Genomic DNA, 16104 nt, shown 5'->3' with positions numbered 1-16104 from the left:
TTGGCGTGAATTATAGGCCGGTCCGGCCGGACGCGTGTTCAGGTAGCCGGGCGGACGCTGCGGTACAGGCCTTCGCGCTGGATCATTCCGGCCACCGGCGGCGGCACCAGACTCTGCCATTGCGCACCGGTGGCGATGCGTGACCGGACCGCACTGGCCGATTCGCCACGCAGGGGCTGATGCAGCAGATACAGGCGGCCGGCCGGCGCGCCGACCAGCTCGTCGGCGCCGGCGACCCAGCGGCCCTGCACCGCCGTGGCCAGCTGCGGTGCGTCGGCCAGCGTCAATGGTGTGCCCGGTCGGGCGGCAACCACGAAATGCGCCAGCCCGAACAACGCCTCCCACTGATGCCAGTGGTGCAGCCCGGCGAAGGCATCGGCGCCGAGCAACCAGGCGATCGGCGCCGCAGGGCCGAGTTCGGCACGCAGCCCGCGCAGGGTATCGACCGTGTAGGACGGCGCATCGCAATGCGCGGCGCGCTGCAGTTCGCGGGTATCCAGTTGCAGCCCTGGATAGTTGGCCAGCGCCAGTTTCAGCATCTGCGCACGTTGCGTGGCGGTGGCACCGGGTGCAGGACGATGCGGCGGGTCGGCAGCCGGCACCAGCCGTACGCACGCGCCCAGTTCGTCGCGCGCCGCGCAGGCGATGGCCAGATGGCCCAGGTGGATCGGATCGAAGGTGCCGCCGTAATAAAGATGGAGCTGGGAATCGGGATTCGGGATTCGGGAATCGGAAGAGCCGGGGTCCGCAACGTGGTCGGGATGGGAGCGTTGCTGTTCCTGCGATCCGGAAGCGCTGATTGCAGGGCTGGCCTGCGCAAGCTGGTCGGAATGGGCTCGCTGCCGGTCACCCTGCCCTTCCCGGCTCCCCGGTCCCGGGTCCCGGGTCCCGGCATCCCTGGCCTTCACGCCAACAATCTCACCGCGCGGGCTTCGGCCACGGCCACCAGCAGGCGTTCCAGACCAACCCAGGCATCGCCGTCGGCGCGGCCCTTGGCCATGCGATCGACCAGCCCGGCTTCGGCGACGAAGCGTTCCCAGCGGTGCGGTTCGGGGTGACGCTGCAGCGCGCGCTTGAAGGGCGCCTGGCGCGACTCCCACAGCCCCTGCGCCTTCATTTCGGCAGCCAGGTTGCCGCCGTTGGCCTGCACCTTCGCCAATGACGCGGTGCGTAGCAGTTCCTTGATCAGGATCGGCATCAGCGCGGCAACCGCCTCGCCTTCGCCGCGCAGGCCGGCAAGCATGCGGATCACCGCGGCCGGCTGCCCGGAAAAAGTGGTTTCGGCCAGCCGGAACACGTCGTAGCGCGCGGCATCGGCCACCAGCGATTCCATCGCCTCCAGATCCAGCGTCTTGCCGTCGGCCAACAGGGCGAGCTTGTCGATTTCCTGCGCGGCGGCGAGCAGGTTGCCTTCCACCCGCTCGCTCAGGCGCTGCACGGCAGCGGCGTCGGCGCGCAGGCCGTGCGCGCGCAGGCGGCGCTCGATCCAGTCGGACAGTTCGTGCGGTTTGATGGCCCAGGCCACCGCGATGGTACCGATGCGGCCGACCGCCTCCGCCCACTTGCCGTGATGCGCCTTGCTCCAGTCGTTGGCGGTGATCAGCAGCACCACGTCCGGCGGCGGGTTGGCGCAGAAGCGGCTGATGACCTCGGCCCCGTCCTTGCCGGGCTTGCCGCTGGGCAGTCGCACTTCGACCAGGCGGCGCGGACTGAACAGGCTGGGCGCATTGAAGCTGGCGTCAAGCTGATTCCAGTCGAACTCGCGGCCATCGGCATCGAACACTTCGCGTTCGCCGATGCCTTCGGCGCGCGCGCGCGCGCGCACCGCATCGGCGGCCTCAAGCACACGCAAGGTCTCGGGGCCGGCGATCAGATACACCGGCTGCAATGGCTGGCTGGACTGGCCGGCCAGCTGCTCTGGGCGAAGTTCCATGACCGGAAACGCGGGGCGCGGCTTAATTGCCCGACGTGGGCGCGGGCGGCAACGAGGCCGGCACGCTGGATTCGGGCGTCGTGGTCGGCTGCGCTGGCGCCGTCGGGGCCGGCGGCAATGGCGCGGTCGGCGTGCTCTCCAGACCTTCCCCGCGCTGCAGGCGTGCCCGCACCACGCTGTCGATACGGCGCAGGATCGAGGCCGACATGTCCCTGCGCAGTTCGTCGGCAAGGATTTCGCGCTCGGTTGCCGTACCGGTGGCGTCCACCGGTGGCGACACGTAATCGCGCGACAGCTCGATCACCTGCTGCGGCACCAGCACCGAGCCGTTGGCGGTGGTGACGGTGAAAATGGCCGCGTAGCGCAGGCTGTATTCCTGTGCACGGCCCTGGCTGTCGATGGCGATCGGCAGATCGCCCCAACGCTCGGACAACACCTGCACCTGCGCAAAGCCGGTCTTGGCATCATCGTCGGCCAGCGTGGCACCGGAGGCCTTGAGACCCCGCCGCAACAGCTTGGCCAGCTCGCTGTACTGCACGGCGGACTGCACCTTCACCGCCGGTGTATCGGGCGGCAACGCCAGCGCATTGCGCAAATGGAAGCCGCAGGCGGTGAGGCTCGAGACGAGCACGAGGGACGCAGCGAAGGCAGTAGGAAATCGAATCATGGGCACAGTCTGGATGAGCGCCCCGGCGGCGGCAACAGGCGGCTAGCCTGCCCGAGACCGCGTGAACGGGGCTTGAGAGGGCGCCGCGAAAAACTGCGGCGCCCCAGGAATGAAAAACGCGTCGCCACGCGCCAGTGAAACGGATGGTCAGAAACCGCTGCAAACTCCCCCAAGCGCCCGTGCGCGCCAGCGAAGGGCAGTGTCGAAAACGAAAGCCGTGCCCACGTAAGCCACGCCACGCGCCGATGCAGTGGTTTCCCTAAAAAGCCCAGCAGCGCGTCGTCACGCACTGATGGAACAAACGCCGCAGACGCCTGGCGCTTCGCGCCGATCACCTCTCGCCTTCGGTGTTGCCGCGCGCCCACGCAGTGCATGACCAGAGCCGTCGCAACGGCACGCCCGCACATCGCACGCCGGTGCGGTCTGCAGCAGCCACAGCGGCAACATCACCGATGCGTCCTGACCGCGTCAGCACACACATGCGCGCTGGAACGCCCCGCCACCATACAACCCCGTTGCCACGCCGATCCGGCGCATTGCCCGGACCGGCGAAGGCAACCCGCCGGACCAGCACGACTTAGCCGGCGACGATGTTCACGATCTTGCCCGGCACGATGATGATCTTGCGCACGCTCAGGCCTTCGAGGAACTTGGCGGCGTTCGGCTCGGCCTGCGCCAGCGCTTCGATCTGTTCGCGGGTCGCGTCGGCAGCGACGTCGATCGTGCCGCGCAATTTGCCGTTGATCTGCACTGCCAGCGTCAACGCATCGCGCACCAGCGCGCTGGCATCGGCCTGCGGGAAGGCCACGTTCTCCAGCAGCGTCTCGCCACGGCCCAGGACCTGCCACAACGCGTGGCTGGCGTGCGGGGTGATCGGATTGAGCAGCAGCACCATCGCTTCCAGCGCTTCCTGGCGCACCGCGCGGCCCTGTTCGCTGGCGTCGTCGAACTTGGCCAGCGCGTTGGACAGTTCCATCACTGCGGCAATGGCGGTGTTGAAGCTGTGGCGGCGGCCATAGTCGTCGCCGACCTTGCCGATGGTTTCGTGGGTCTTGCGGCGGATCGCCTTTTGTTCGGCACTCAATGCGGCGACATCCAGCGCGACCGCCGTGCCCTCGCCCACATGCTTGTGTACCTGCGCCCACAGCCGGCGCATGAAGCGCGCCATGCCGTCCACGCCGGCCTCGTTCCACTCCAGCGACTGCTCCGGCGGCGCGGCGAACATCGAGAACAGCCGCACCGTATCGGCGCCGTACTTGACCACCATCGATTGCGGGTCCACGCCGTTGTTCTTGGACTTGGACATCTTCTCGGTGCCGCCGATCTGCACCGGTTGGCCGTCGGCGACCAACACTGCGCCAGTGACACGGCCACGCTCGTCGCGCTGGATCTCGACGTCGGCCGGGTTGATCCAGTCCTTGCCGCCATTGTCGGCATCGCGATAGAAGGTGTCGGCGATGACCATGCCCTGGGTGAGCAGATTGGTCACCGGCTCGTCGCTGTCCACCAGCCGCGCATCGCGCATGAGCTTGTGATAGAAGCGGAAGTACATCAGGTGCAGGATCGCGTGCTCGATACCGCCCACATACAGGTCGGCCGGCATCCAGTAATTGGCGCGGCGGTCGACCATGTCGCGCGCCTTCGGGCTGGTGTAGCGCGCCACGTACCAGCTCGATTCCATGAAGGTGTCGAAGGTATCGGTTTCGCGCTCGGCCGGGCCGCCGCAGTCCGGGCAGGTGGTCTGGCGCCAGGTCGGATCAGTCTTGATCGGCGAACCGGTTCCGGAGAATTCCACGTTCTCCGGCAGTACCACCGGCAACTGGTCTTCCGGTACCGGCACTGCGCCGCACTTGGCGCAATAGATCACCGGAATCGGGCAGCCCCAGTAACGCTGGCGGCTCACGCCCCAGTCGCGCAGGCGGTAATTGACCCGGCGCTGGCCCTGGCCCTTGCGCTCGAAGCGCTCGGCCAGTGCTTCGAAGGCGCCGCCGAAATCCAGGCCATCGAACTCGGCCGAATTGATCAGCTCCAGTTCGCGGCTCTTGTCGGTGTACCAATCGCGCCAGTGGGTGGCATCCCAGGTCTGCTCTTCTTCGTTGCGCGGCTCGCGCAGCTTGACCACCTGCACGATCGGCAGGCCGTACTTGTTGGCGAATTCGAAATCGCGCTGGTCGTGGCCGGGAACGGCCATCACCGCGCCGGTGCCGTAGCCCATCAGCACGAAGTTGGCCACCCACACCGGCACCTGCTCGCCGCTGATCGGGTGGACCGCGGTCAGGCCGGTGGCCATGCCGCGTTTTTCCTGGGTTTCCAGCTCGGCTTCTGACACGCCGCCGTGCTTGAGCGTTTCCAGCAGCGCGGCCAGTTCCGGGTTGGATTTGGCCGCGTGCAACGCCAGCGGATGCTCGGCGGCGATCGACACGAAGGTCACGCCCATCAACGTGTCCGGGCGGGTGGTGAACACACGCAACGGGTCCAGTGTGGCGCCATCGGGGTCGCGCACGTCGAACTGGATTTCCAGCCCTTCCGAGCGGCCGATCCAGTTGCGCTGCATCGTCTTGACCGAATCCGGCCAGCCGTCCAGCTGGTCCAGGCCGTCGAGCAGTTCCTGGGCATAATCGGTGATGCGCAGGAACCACTGCGGGATCTCGCGCTTTTCCACCACCGCGCCGGAGCGCCAGCCGCGGCCGTCGATGACCTGCTCGTTGGCCAGCACGGTCTGGTCGATCGGGTCCCAGTTCACCACCGCATTGCGGCGGTACGCCAGGCCCTTGCGCATCAACCGGGTGAACATGCGCTGCTCGTGCACGTAATAGTCCGGCGTACAGGTGGCGAACTCGCGCGACCAGTCGATGGCGTAGCCCAGCGATTTCAGCTGCGCGCGCATGTGCTCGATGTTGGCGTAGGTCCACTTGGCCGGCGCGGTCTTGTTCTTGATGGCAGCGTTTTCCGCCGGCAGCCCGAACGCGTCCCAGCCCATCGGCTGCAGCACGTTGTGGCCGGTCATGCGCTTGTAGCGGCTGACCACGTCGGAGATGGTGTAGTTGCGCACATGGCCCATGTGCAGCGCACCGGACGGGTACGGCAGCATCGACAGGCAATAGAACTTGGGTTTCTCCGAGTTCTCGTCGACCTGGAAGGCGCGGGTGGCATCCCAGAACTGCTGGGCGGAGGTTTCGACCTGCTGCGGGTCGTAGACGTTCGGTTCGACGGTGGACATTGGGAGCGGATGCTCGGGCGGTGCAAAGCGGTACAGGGTACCGCAGTGCAGCAGGTGGACCAAACCGTTACCGCAGCGTGGCCGGCTTCTGCGGCCAGCTCCAGCCCGCCACTGCCAGCCAGCCGACCCAGGCCAGGAACGCCAGCCGTTGCGCAATGGCCTGGCGCATCAGGCCCGGCGGGCCGAATGCCAGCACCGCCACCAACAGTCCTGCCGCCAGGCTCAACCAGGCCAGCCTGCGGGTCGTGGCATCGTTGAGCAGCGCGGCGGCAATCAACAACATACCGGGCACGAACGCCACGGCCCACAACAACCAGGCGGTGGCGTGGGCCTGGCTGGCGCGGCCATCCAGATCGGCGGGGTCCAGCGGCAGCATGCCCATGCCCAGAAAGGCCAGGCCGGCCAGCACGATCAACTGCCCGCCCACGCGCAGACTCCAGCTCGCCTTGGGCGGCATGCGCGCCAGAAGGCTGACCCCGGTGGCCATGCCCAGCGCGCCCACCAGCACGAAGGCGACCAGATTGAAGCCCAGCGCATGCGGCACCCCCTGCGCGCCCAGCAGCGCCACCGGATGGCTGGCCTGCAGATAGCCCGGCAGCGTGACGCCGAAACCGGCCAGCGCCAGCACGAAAACCGTTGCGGCGATCAGGCCCATGTAGCGCTGTGCGCGCTCGGTGGTTGCCATTGGCTTACTCCCACTCGGGGCGCGAAGCGCCACCAGAACGCGGCATTGTCGTGCCGGTCGGGCGCGGCGTGAACCCCTGACGCTGCCACGGCCATGCGGAAGGCGCCTGACCCGGGCACGTGCGCGGGTCATCGCGGCTAGGCTTGTGTCAGCCGCGTTTGCCACCATTACCTCCCACTGTTGCCGCACTTAACTTCTGGAAGCCCATGTCCGACAAGCCGCATGTATTCGATGCCACCACCGACACCTTCGAGACCGAGGTCCTGCAGAAATCGTTGACGACACCGGTCCTGGTGGACTTCTGGGCCACCTGGTGCGGCCCCTGCAAGTCGCTGACGCCGATCCTGGAAAAGCTGGCCGGCGAGTACAACGGTGCGTTCGAGCTGGGCAAGGTCGATGTGGACAAGGAACAGCAGATCGCTGCGGCGTTCCAGATCCGCTCGGTGCCGACGGTATTCCTGGTCAAGGGCGGCGAGATCGTCGACGGCTTCCCCGGCGCGATGCCGGAAGGCCAGGTGCGCGAATTCCTGAGCCAGCACGGCGTGCTGCCGGCCGAACCGCAGGTGGCCGAAGAAGACGTGCCGCTGGCGCCGCTCGACCCGCAGGCGCAGGCCGCGGCGCTGCGTGAGGCGATCGCTGCCGAGCCGGACAAGGACGAACTCAAGCTGGACCTGGCGCTGGCGCTGCTCAAGACCGGCGACACTGCCGAGGCCGAGCGGTTGATCGACGCCCTGCCCGCCAACCTGGCCACCGACGACCGCGCCGTGCGCGCCAAGGCGCGGCTGAGCTTTGCCAATGTCCTCAAGGACGCCCCGGACGCCGGCACCTTGCAGTCCGCCGTGGATGCCAACAGCGCCGACCTGCGCGCGCGTCACCTGCTCGGCGTGCGCCATCTGCTCGACGGCAACGACGAAGCGGCGCTGGAGCAGTTCCTGGAAATGCTGCGGCAGGACCGCACGTTCGACGACAACCTGCCGCGCCGTAGCCTGATCGATGCGTTTCGTGTGATCGAGGACGAAGATCTGGTCGGCCGCTATCGTCGCAAGATGTCGGCGCTGGTGTTCTGACAGCCGATGGCGCTTCGGCGCCACACGGACACGTAGGAGCGGACCCGGCCGCGACCAGGGGGTACTCGCCAGTCCCCGATAAGGTATTCCCGGGAGCGCGCCGTCGCGGCCAGGTCCGCTCCTACGAAGGCTGCACCACCACGGTGGGCTCTTGCCCGGTGTGCACAAAGCGGCAATGCACACCATGCGACTGCGAACCGGAGATGACACATCGTCTGGACCGGGCTTGCAGTACGAACACGACCGCCTCGATGTCGGCATGCGGCAAAGCCTCCATACGCATGCGAATGTTATGCTGAGCACTTCCCTCGCCAAGGAAACAGGCCCGCATGCGCCCATCGCTGTTCAAGTTAGGCATCAATCTATGGCCGCCGTTTTTATTCGCCGGCATCCACGTCACCGTGCTCTCGGCCGACTATCGTTTTGCGCGGGTGGAGCTGCGCCAGCGCCCGTGGAATCGCAACTATGTCGGCACCCATTTCGGCGGCAGCCTGTTTGCGATGACCGACCCGTTCTGGATGCTGCTGACCATGCACAGCCTGGGCCGCGATTATTATGTGTGGGACAAGGCCGGCAGCATCGAATTCGTCAAGCCCGGGCGCGGCACGGTAACGGCGGATTTCGTTATCGACGACAGCGTGCTGGCGCAATTGCGCCAGGCCACTGCAAACGGCGAGAAACATCTGCGCTGGTTCGAGAACGACGTACATAACCGCGACGGCGAGGTGGTGGCACGCGTGCGCAAGCAGCTCTACGTCAAACGCAAGCCGGCACGTTGAGGATGACGGCAGTGATCGCTGCCACGCCAGCTGATCCGACGATACATGCTTTCGCTCGACCCGCCGCTCATGCAACGGATGATGCCGGAGCGAGACACCTGCACGCCCTCATGACCAGGTGCTAATGCCGTAGCAGGAACGCGCAGAACCTTTGCGATGTGAGCAGCGCTAGTCGCTCCCCCGCAGCCGCAAGCGTGCTGGCCCATTGCTGCACTTGTCGCGCAACGCACATCGGTTTCGTATCAGGCCGTAGGCGGCATTCACGTGGAACCCGTTGCGCAGAGACAAGCCTGCGTGCCGGCATGCAGATAACGACGAGCTGACGCAGGCGCTACGGGCCTCAGTCCAAGCTGCAACTCATAGCGCTTGCGTTTGGTGATGGCCCTGGCCAGGCCCGCGTCTGGGCGGCGCTCAAGGTCTACCCTGTTGCCACTGCTGCAGCCCCTCCTTCTGACGCAAAGCCGCGCCAAGCGCGTTCAATTGCGCAGACGATTCTGCGATTACCGCGCGGCCTTCGCCTTCAACCGCGACGGGGAGATCGGCCAGCCGGCCAAGCGCATCGCCGATGGTCGCAATCGAGACCGCTTGCGCAGCCACCTGGCCTCTCAGCTGCTGCAACGCATCGCGCAATCGGCCGACGTCGGGGCTGAGCGGCACAGGCACGCCCATGCCCTCTTCCATGGCGCGCGCCAGCTCGCCCTGGGCCTGCGGCCAAAGCAAGCCAAGCGCCGTGTCCAAGGGCCCCGGCGAGCTTCTGCAAAGGCGCGTGAGATCGTTCTGTCCTGCTCGGCCGCCGCAATGGCGCGCTCCTGATCCAACTTGCCTGTTTACTCAAGTCAGCTATCAAGGCTGTAGTGGCCGCAGATTTTTTCCGCACCTCAGGCCATACCACTCTCGAATGACCGGCGCTTCGCACGCAGTTCGGTGCGGCCATCCCGAAGCCCAGCGCCATGGCATGCATCCGCGACGACCTGCTCGCCATGGACGCGCATCTTGGATAGTGCCGACGAGACAGGGACGGGCCGATCGCCGAATTCCAGTGCATTAAAAACCGCCCTTCTATCACGCACCAAACATTGATTGCGTACCAAGCGCCGTTGCGGAACCTGATTTGGTTCGCGTACGGCGATAGAAAATCTGCTGTTCAGACAGGTGGCATGCGCGTCTGGTAGTTCAATTTTCGCGCAGTGCATTCACCACTTCGCTTCCATCAATACCGGCAGGCTCCGGATTGCAACAGGAACTTCGCCAAGGGAGGGAGGTTCCACGGCATCTGCGATGCAATCCATGCGATGCGCACCAATCGTCTGGTACGCAAGCAATCTATCTGCCGTATACACGTCAGGAGATATATCCAATGAAGTCATCTGCATCCGTCGATCCGGCCAGCCGCAGTGCGAGGACGCACTCGCAGGAGATTCAGGAAACAGAGCTCGCCGTTCCCTCCACCTCTGCGGGGGTTACCCACCAATCCTCGCCTGATCCCGCACTCAGCCCACTTGGGCGCGCGCCCGTCAGGCGCAGTAGCGGAACCACGTTAGAGGCGCTGCTAGCCAGGCCCGAGCAAGACGCACAGGCCCTCGCTCCGCAACCGGTCACCTCATCGACTGCAACCAGGGCGACGCTGGCACGGCTTCGTCGGCAGTTGGCCTCGGACAATGCACGCGCAATCGCACCGGACTTGGCGGCCGATCTGATCAGCAGGCTCAGGCCGATGAAATCGCCCGGCGCCACGGGTGCGCAGGCACGCGCGGCCACGCATGCGGACCTGGTCAGCCGCATCAGCGAACACGATGTGATCGATTGGTACAAGGCGCAGGGGCTGAACGAAAACGACGTGGCCACGCTGCGACGCACCGCGCTGCTCTCCGGCCTGCCCAACCCGAGCGGCAGCTTCCTCACCAACGCCATGCAGTACATCGTCTCGCCGTGGATCAACTATGCGACACGCCAGCCTTGGGCCGGCGCTGGGTTCGGCCTGGCCACCATGCTGGTCGCCGCACCTGTGAATGCCGGCCAACAATCGGCGGTTGTCAGCCTGTGCGAGTCGATTCGCGAACACGGCGCCCACGTCATCGTGCCGGACAAGAAGCAGATCAATGACAAGCACTGGCTCCCCGAACTGGCAAGCGCCCTCGAGGAAAAGATCGAAACGTTCGCCAACGCCTGCGACAGGTTTCGCGAGATTCAGCGTGACCCAAATTCCCCACATGCAGAACGCGCGGCAGCAGCCGAGGTCTTGCTAACAGCAGAGAAGGACCTGCACCAGGCCCAGCATGATTTCGTCATGACCCAGGGCGCGCACGATCGCCAGTGGCAGGGCAACCGCTGGCAGGCGATTCCACGCATCTTGCGTTCGCCGGTCGCCAGCACGCTGGGGCTGCTCAGCAAGACAGGCGCGATGCGTGCGCTGTCGCCGACGGCGCAGACCGTTGGCGCGATGTTGATGACGGCTGCGCAACATGTGGCCGCCGGCTTCGACGAGCAGGCCAAGCAGGAAGCCAACAACAAGCTCAACCTCCTGTACGCCGATGTCCTGCCCCCCGCAGGCAAGCAGAAGCTGACCAGCGGCGCGGCGGTCAGCCGAGATGACATCAAGACCGACAAACTACGCAGCCTGATCCAGTCGCCCACCCAAGCCCTGGTCAAGCGCGTCACCGCCGGGGTCGCCGAGCTGGAGAAGCTGCTGGCGGATGCGGTGACAGGAGAGGATGCGCAGCACGGCGCAATCACGGCAGACGACCGCGACATCGAAGCCGGCGACGCCAGCAAGGCCATGCAGGACCTGCGCTTGCTGCGCAACGACCTTGAGGCTTTGCGTGAGGGCAGGCTCGACGAAATCGACCCGAACGGCACCGCATCCAAGCTGCTTATCGGTGCCGAAAAATCCGTGCTGTCGCAGCAGCTGTTCAACGATATCGCCAAGAAATACAACTATCTTGAGTTCACCGCGCAAACCGCACAGCGCATCGGCCAGATGTTCCATCTGGTCTTTTTGGGCAGCGCCGCATCCTCGGTGATCAGCAAACTCGTTTCGGCCGCCCAAGGCGGGACCCGCAATGTTCCGGTCGGGGAAAGCCTGGCGGTGTCGGCGATATCCGGGGGCATGGCCGCCGTTGGCGCCCTGAACCAGCACACCGCCATCACCATCAAGAACAACCGTCGCGAGGGAAGCACCGACATCGGGCTGCGGGAGCAGGTCAGCCGCGGAATCATGGGCGCCATGCATGAAACGCTCTCCCAGCGCCGTGCGACCAAGGCCAGCAAGGCAATCAACGCCTTGTTGGATGGCAATGATGTTGAAGCGCTGCTAGCAGCGGCAAGAGCGTTGCCTGCGCAGGAGGCAAGCGCCTCTTCCAGCCAGCCACAGGATTTACCATCGACATCCAGGGCGGCACCGCCGCGCCGGGAGCATGTTTCGGCCCCGAGTAGCCCGAACCGATCGAGGCTGGGGCAGACGAGCAACGAGATAACGCGGTCCAAGAGTGCTCGGGACTTGGGGATGGAACTCCACCAGTTCGCCCGCATGGCCGGCAAACACGCCAAGGACTTGATGTGAGGTGATCATCCGGCATGTTGCGAAGGCTTTGCCTGCCTGCAACATGCCGGATGACGTGCCCCGAGCGCTGGACAAAGCCATCGATCGGCAAAGCGCAAGCCGCACGCACTGCCGACATGCAGACAGCGTGGTCCCGATGCGGGCTCTGTTCGATAGATGCCGCGATTGTGGAGCCGCCCGACTATTCATCGCAGCGCAGGTGCGCACCTTACTGCAGTGTGCGAAGGCCGTTCGACTGCCGGCTTCATCACGCCTCGCAGTCGACGGATGCAAACGCCAGTTCACAGCGGTCGGAGTGTCGCTCACGCTGTTTCGCTCGCCGGAACGATTTCGGAAACCTGCGAAGCCAGCCGCCGCACCGGACTCGGCCTTATCCGTTGTCTTTGTCGTTGTCCATGTCGATGTCGATGAGTGTGCTGCTCCCTTGGCAGCCGCGCTGGCGGGCGGACGCCGAAGCGGACTCAGTGCCGGATCAGAGGCAGCGTCAGGCGGAAGATGGATGCCGCTGCATCGTTCGCCTCGACGGTGAACGATGCGATATCGCCCCGATCTGAGGTCGGATCGCCTCCGGTCTGCCAAGGCATCGATCATTCGGCGCTCGTGCGGCTGGCGACCGTTGCCTGGGCGCGCCGACACCGCGTGCAGGTCAGGCGGTTGTGAGCGACATGTGTGCAAAGCGCACCGCAAGTGGGCGACGCTCACGGGCCGCTCGCTGGGGCATGCGGAGTCTGGGGTCTCCCAACCCACATGGAATGCTTTCATGAAAACGATCAACGTCATCACTCTGGTGCTTCTTATCGTCGGTGGCCTGAACTGGGGGCTGGTCGGCCTGTTCCAGTTCGATCTTGTCGCCGCACTATTCGGCGGGCAGGACGCGCTGCTGTCGCGCGTGGTCTACACGCTGGTCGGCATCTCTGCGCTGTGGCAGCTGGTACCGTTGTTTCGCAACAACCATGACACTGCCGAGCATCACACCAGCCCGCACGTGCGCAACAATCCGTAACCTCCTGCCTGCGGCAGGTCTTCGCATCTCGGGATGACGCCGGCGCACTGCGTCGGCGTCATGCCATGCGATGCATGCTTTGCGTCCGGGCGCGTGGTCGGCAAGAATCGCAGGCACCTCCCTGCTGGCTGCCTTCATGCCCCTGCGCACCGTTGCTTCTGCCTGCCTGCTCGCCCTGCTGTTACCCGCAGCCGCCAACGCGGCTTACCGTAGCCCGCAACAGATTCTCGACAGCTCGCCGGCCAGTGCGTGGCGCGTGCTCGATCCGGACCGCACCCTGTACCTGGAACTGGATGCCGGGCGGGTCATCATCGAGCTGGCGCCGCAATTCGCGCCAGAGCACGTCGCCAACATCGGTACGCTGGCGCATGAGCGCTTCTGGGACGGGCTGAGCATCTATCGCTCGCAGGACAATTTCGTGGTGCAGTTCGGCGACCCGGATGGCGAGACGCCAGCCAAAGCCAAATCGCTCGGCTCGGCCAAGACGCATCTGCCGGCCGAATTCGAACGCGCATCGCAGGGCCTGGATTTCCAGCGCCTGCCCGATAGCGATGGCTGGGCGCCGCAGGTGGGCTTTGTCGACGGCTTCCCGGTCGGCCGCGACACGACCACCGGCAAGACCTGGCTGGCGCATTGCTACGGCACCCTGGGCGCGGGCCGCAACAACGACGAAGACAGCAGCATCGGCGCCGAACTGTATGTGGTCACGGGGCAATCGCCGCGCCAGTTGGATCGCAACATCACCGTGGTCGGGCGTGTGGTCAAAGGCATGGAATTGCTCAGCGTCACGCCACGCGGTCCCGACCCGATGGGCTTTTACGAAGACCCCGCGCAACGCGCACCGATCCGCGCAATTCGGCTGGCCAGCGAAGTGCCTGCGCCCGAGCGCACACCGCTGCAATTGCTGCGTACCGACAGCCAGACCTTCCGCGATGTGGTCGAAGCGCGCCGCAACCGCAAGGACGATTTCTACAAGCGCCCGGCCGGGCACATCGACCTGTGCAATGTGCCGTTGCCGGTGCGGGTGCCGCCTGCTGGTTGAATCGGGAATCGGGAATCGGGAATCGGCAAAGCAGAACCGGTTTCGGACATCTGCGGAACGACGAGCGCGCTCAGTCAGCGGGCGCGCTGGCTGAAGGCGACGCTGCCGAGGATCAGCACCGCAGCGACCAGCATGGTCCAGGTGAGCGGTTCGCCCAGCAGCGACCATGCCAGCAGCGCGCCGAACACCGGCACCAGATAGGTCACCGTGGACGCACGCGCCGGGCCGATGCGCTGGATCAGCCGGTAATACATCAAGAACGCCAGCCCGGTGCACACCACGCCCAATGCGGTGGCGCAAGCCCACGCCACCGCCGGCACCGGCGTGGTCGGCCATTGCCACCAGGCCAATGGCGCCAGCAATAGCGCACTGCAGCCCAGGGTCGACGCCGCCGACGCAGCAGGCGGCAAATCGCCCATATGGCGCTTCACCAGGTTGTAGCCGATGCCATACAGCAGCGAGGCAGTCGCGCCAGCCAGCGCTGCCGGCCCGACGCTCAAACCGGCGGATTTGCCGGTGGCCAGCACCAGCACGCCGATGAACCCCACCAGCAAGGCCAGCGCGCGGCGCGTGCCGATCCGTTCGCCGAAAAACAGGAAGGCGATCAGCGCGGTAAACAACACCGTCATCGCATTGCAGATCGCCCCGACTGCCGCCGGTGCGTGTTGCGCGCCCCAGGCGAACAGCAGGAACGGCAATGCCGAGTTGAGCACACCGATGGCCGCCAGTATCGGCCAGCGATGCAGCGGAAAACGTTCGCGCGCCAGCCACAGGAACGGCAGCAGCACCAATGCACCCAGCGCCAGGCGAATTTCCACCAGCACCACGGTGCCGAACTTGGGCGCGGCCACGCGCATGAACAAAAACGAGCAGCCCCACACGACTCCCAGAAAACCAAGCTCAAGCGGCGTACGCCATTGGCGTACCGCAAGCTCGGGCTGCACCGACGATTGGGCGCTCATGACCGTGCTCCCGAACCCCGCCATGCGGGGATGAAACGGCGGAAGACAGCAGCGGGCAGACTGAGAGACATGGCACGATCGTCGCGAGGGGATGACGCAGCATCGGTTGCCACCGTGGGCGCGACAAGCGCGTAGTATCGGGGCGAGCCACAAATCTCACTCATGCCTCGATGAATCTGCGCCCTACCCTGTTGCCCGCGTTGGGCGTGTTCGCCGCTGCCGCCCGCCACCAGAATTTCGCCCACGCCGCCGAAGAACTGCACCTTACCGCCAGCGCAGTCAGCCACCATGTGCGCAAGCTCGAAGCGCTGCTGGGTGCGACCTTGTTCCAGCGGCTACCGCGCGGCGTCAAACTCACCGCCGAAGGCCGCCAGCTGGCCGATGCGGCCACCGCCGCGCTGGCAGAGATCGCTGCGGTGGCAGGCAACCTGCATCCACGCGAAGACGCCATTCCACTGCGGGTCACCACGTTGCGGTCGTTGTCGTACTGCTGGTTATTGCCGCGGTTGCCGCGCTTTTGCCGCGCCTATCCGCATATCCGCATGGACCTGCAATCGGATACGGCGTTTTCGCGTTTCGAAGAAGGCGGCCCGGACCTGGGTATTCGTTATGGCCAAGGCGCTTGGCCCGGGCTAACCTCGCACCATCTGATGGACGACGAGCTGTTCCCCGTGGCCTCGCCGTCGTTGCCGGAAGTGGCTGCACTGCGCACGCCGGCGCAGATCGCGCAATTGCCGTTACTGACCGATATGTCGCCGCAGGGTTGGCGCGACTGGTTCCGCGCAGCCCAGGTCCGCGGCACCACCGTGCCGCCGATGCATACCTTCAACGACAGCACCGACGCGATGCGCGCCGCCGTGTATGGCCTGGGCGCGGTGCTGGCGCGCAAGCACATCGCCCAGCCCTACCTGCAACGTTACGAGCTGGTACGCCTGCCCGGCCCCACGCTCAAGGCGCGTTACGCGTACTACATCGTGCACCCCAGCCACCGCGAACTCAGCCCGGCCGCGGCATTGTTCATCGACTGGCTCAAGCGCGAAGCACAGGACGAACGCACCCCGATGCCGGCACTGCCTGCCGAATTGGTGGCGTTGCCGCCGGGCGAAGGCGTGCAGGAGCCGCGTACGCGGCGGCGTTTGCGGCAAGCACCGGCAACGGAATGAAGGAAGCGGCAATCTGGCCTTCGC

The 16104-nt window shown here is 65.8% G+C and carries 13 protein-coding genes and 1 pseudogene; 7 read left to right on the top strand and 7 right to left on the bottom strand.

From position 1 onward, the window contains the following. Nucleotides 1–38 precede the first annotated feature (38 nt). From nadD to EO156_RS19740, 5 genes are all read right to left on the bottom strand, one after another. Complete coding sequence (gene nadD / locus EO156_RS19760; RefSeq protein WP_029829218.1) at nucleotides 39–908, bottom strand: nicotinate-nucleotide adenylyltransferase; 870 nt, start codon at nucleotides 906–908, stop codon at nucleotides 39–41. Then, a complete protein-coding gene (holA, locus tag EO156_RS19755) occupies nucleotides 905–1933 on the bottom strand; it encodes a DNA polymerase III subunit delta (protein WP_005919407.1) in 1029 nt (342 codons plus the stop codon). Before holA ends, nadD begins: the two co-directional genes overlap by 4 nt. A 22-nt stretch (nucleotides 1934–1955) precedes the next feature. Beyond that, nucleotides 1956–2600, bottom strand: coding sequence for an LPS assembly lipoprotein LptE (lptE, locus tag EO156_RS19750; RefSeq protein WP_005912936.1), 645 nt, complete (start codon nucleotides 2598–2600; stop codon nucleotides 1956–1958). A gap of 577 nt (nucleotides 2601–3177) precedes the next feature. Beyond that, entirely contained in the window at nucleotides 3178–5820 is a 2643-nt protein-coding gene (gene leuS, locus EO156_RS19745; protein WP_016849485.1) for a leucine--tRNA ligase, read from the bottom strand. Nucleotides 5821–5887: 67 nt separating this feature from the next. After that, nucleotides 5888–6505, bottom strand: coding sequence for a DUF998 domain-containing protein (locus EO156_RS19740; RefSeq protein ID WP_003486809.1), 618 nt, complete (start codon nucleotides 6503–6505; stop codon nucleotides 5888–5890). 206 nt (nucleotides 6506–6711) lie between these two features. Here EO156_RS19740 and trxA point away from each other — a divergent pair, with 206 nt between their 5' ends. From trxA to xopN, 4 genes are all read left to right on the top strand, one after another. Continuing rightward, the gene (trxA, locus tag EO156_RS19735) at nucleotides 6712–7572 is read left to right on the top strand and encodes a thioredoxin (protein ID WP_016849484.1); all 861 of its coding nucleotides are present in this window, start codon (nucleotides 6712–6714) and stop codon (nucleotides 7570–7572) included. Between the two features lie 329 nt (nucleotides 7573–7901). Then, on the top strand, nucleotides 7902–8351 hold the full coding sequence (locus EO156_RS19730) for a DUF4442 domain-containing protein (protein ID WP_016849482.1): 450 nt from the start codon (nucleotides 7902–7904) through the stop codon (nucleotides 8349–8351). Nucleotides 8352–8777: 426 nt separating this feature from the next. After that, entirely contained in the window at nucleotides 8778–9164 is a 387-nt protein-coding gene (locus tag EO156_RS24060) for a hypothetical protein (RefSeq protein WP_154138554.1), read from the top strand. Between the two features lie 544 nt (nucleotides 9165–9708). Next, on the top strand, nucleotides 9709–11910 hold the full coding sequence (gene xopN, locus EO156_RS19720; protein ID WP_016849481.1) for a type III secretion system effector XopN: 2202 nt from the start codon (nucleotides 9709–9711) through the stop codon (nucleotides 11908–11910). Between the two features lie 103 nt (nucleotides 11911–12013). On the opposite strand, the pseudogene EO156_RS19715 reads toward xopN, so the two are convergent. Beyond that, a pseudogene (locus EO156_RS19715) lies at nucleotides 12014–12144 on the bottom strand (DUF1328 domain-containing protein); the annotation flags it as partial. Nucleotides 12145–12670: 526 nt separating this feature from the next. Between EO156_RS19715 and EO156_RS19710 the strand changes: the two are divergent. Further along, nucleotides 12671–12913: a DUF378 domain-containing protein gene (locus EO156_RS19710; RefSeq protein WP_003487614.1), complete on the top strand. Its 243-nt coding sequence runs from the start codon at nucleotides 12671–12673 to the stop codon at nucleotides 12911–12913. 70 nt (nucleotides 12914–12983) lie between these two features. Continuing rightward, nucleotides 12984–13955, top strand: a complete 972-nt coding sequence (locus tag EO156_RS19705; RefSeq protein WP_003487613.1) for a peptidylprolyl isomerase — start codon at nucleotides 12984–12986, stop codon at nucleotides 13953–13955. Between the two features lie 74 nt (nucleotides 13956–14029). Here the strand turns inward: EO156_RS19705 and EO156_RS19700 are convergent, their stop codons facing one another. After that, on the bottom strand, nucleotides 14030–14917 hold the full coding sequence (locus tag EO156_RS19700) for a DMT family transporter (RefSeq protein ID WP_016849480.1): 888 nt from the start codon (nucleotides 14915–14917) through the stop codon (nucleotides 14030–14032). A gap of 170 nt (nucleotides 14918–15087) precedes the next feature. On the opposite strand from EO156_RS19700, the gene EO156_RS19695 reads away from it, so the two are divergent. Beyond that, complete coding sequence (locus EO156_RS19695) at nucleotides 15088–16080, top strand: LysR substrate-binding domain-containing protein (RefSeq protein ID WP_003487609.1); 993 nt, start codon at nucleotides 15088–15090, stop codon at nucleotides 16078–16080. The last annotated feature ends 24 nt before the right edge of the window (nucleotides 16081–16104 follow it).

Origin of the sequence: Xanthomonas sp. DAR33341 (assembly GCF_003992815.1) — a bacterium.
Taxonomy (GTDB): Bacteria; Pseudomonadota; Gammaproteobacteria; order Xanthomonadales; family Xanthomonadaceae; genus Xanthomonas; species Xanthomonas cissicola.
Note: the sequence above shows the minus strand (reverse complement) of the source record. Positions and strands in the feature narration are given on the sequence as shown.

What these genes read in the sequence shown, in the direction of transcription:
- leuS (WP_016849485.1), bottom strand. Translation starts at nt 5,820, where the DNA reads ATGTCCACCGTCGAACCGAACGTCTACGACCCGCAGCAGGTCGAAACC.
- trxA (WP_016849484.1), top strand. Translation starts at nt 6,712, where the DNA reads ATGTCCGACAAGCCGCATGTATTCGATGCCACCACCGACACCTTCGAG.
- EO156_RS19705 (WP_003487613.1), top strand. Translation starts at nt 12,984, where the DNA reads ATGCATGCTTTGCGTCCGGGCGCGTGGTCGGCAAGAATCGCAGGCACC.
- EO156_RS19740 (WP_003486809.1), bottom strand. Translation starts at nt 6,505, where the DNA reads ATGGCAACCACCGAGCGCGCACAGCGCTACATGGGCCTGATCGCCGCA.
- lptE (WP_005912936.1), bottom strand. Translation starts at nt 2,600, where the DNA reads ATGATTCGATTTCCTACTGCCTTCGCTGCGTCCCTCGTGCTCGTCTCG.
- EO156_RS19710 (WP_003487614.1), top strand. Translation starts at nt 12,671, where the DNA reads ATGAAAACGATCAACGTCATCACTCTGGTGCTTCTTATCGTCGGTGGC.
- EO156_RS19700 (WP_016849480.1), bottom strand. Translation starts at nt 14,917, where the DNA reads ATGAGCGCCCAATCGTCGGTGCAGCCCGAGCTTGCGGTACGCCAATGG.
- xopN (WP_016849481.1), top strand. Translation starts at nt 9,709, where the DNA reads ATGAAGTCATCTGCATCCGTCGATCCGGCCAGCCGCAGTGCGAGGACG.
- holA (WP_005919407.1), bottom strand. Translation starts at nt 1,933, where the DNA reads ATGGAACTTCGCCCAGAGCAGCTGGCCGGCCAGTCCAGCCAGCCATTG.
- EO156_RS19730 (WP_016849482.1), top strand. Translation starts at nt 7,902, where the DNA reads ATGCGCCCATCGCTGTTCAAGTTAGGCATCAATCTATGGCCGCCGTTT.
- EO156_RS19695 (WP_003487609.1), top strand. Translation starts at nt 15,088, where the DNA reads ATGAATCTGCGCCCTACCCTGTTGCCCGCGTTGGGCGTGTTCGCCGCT.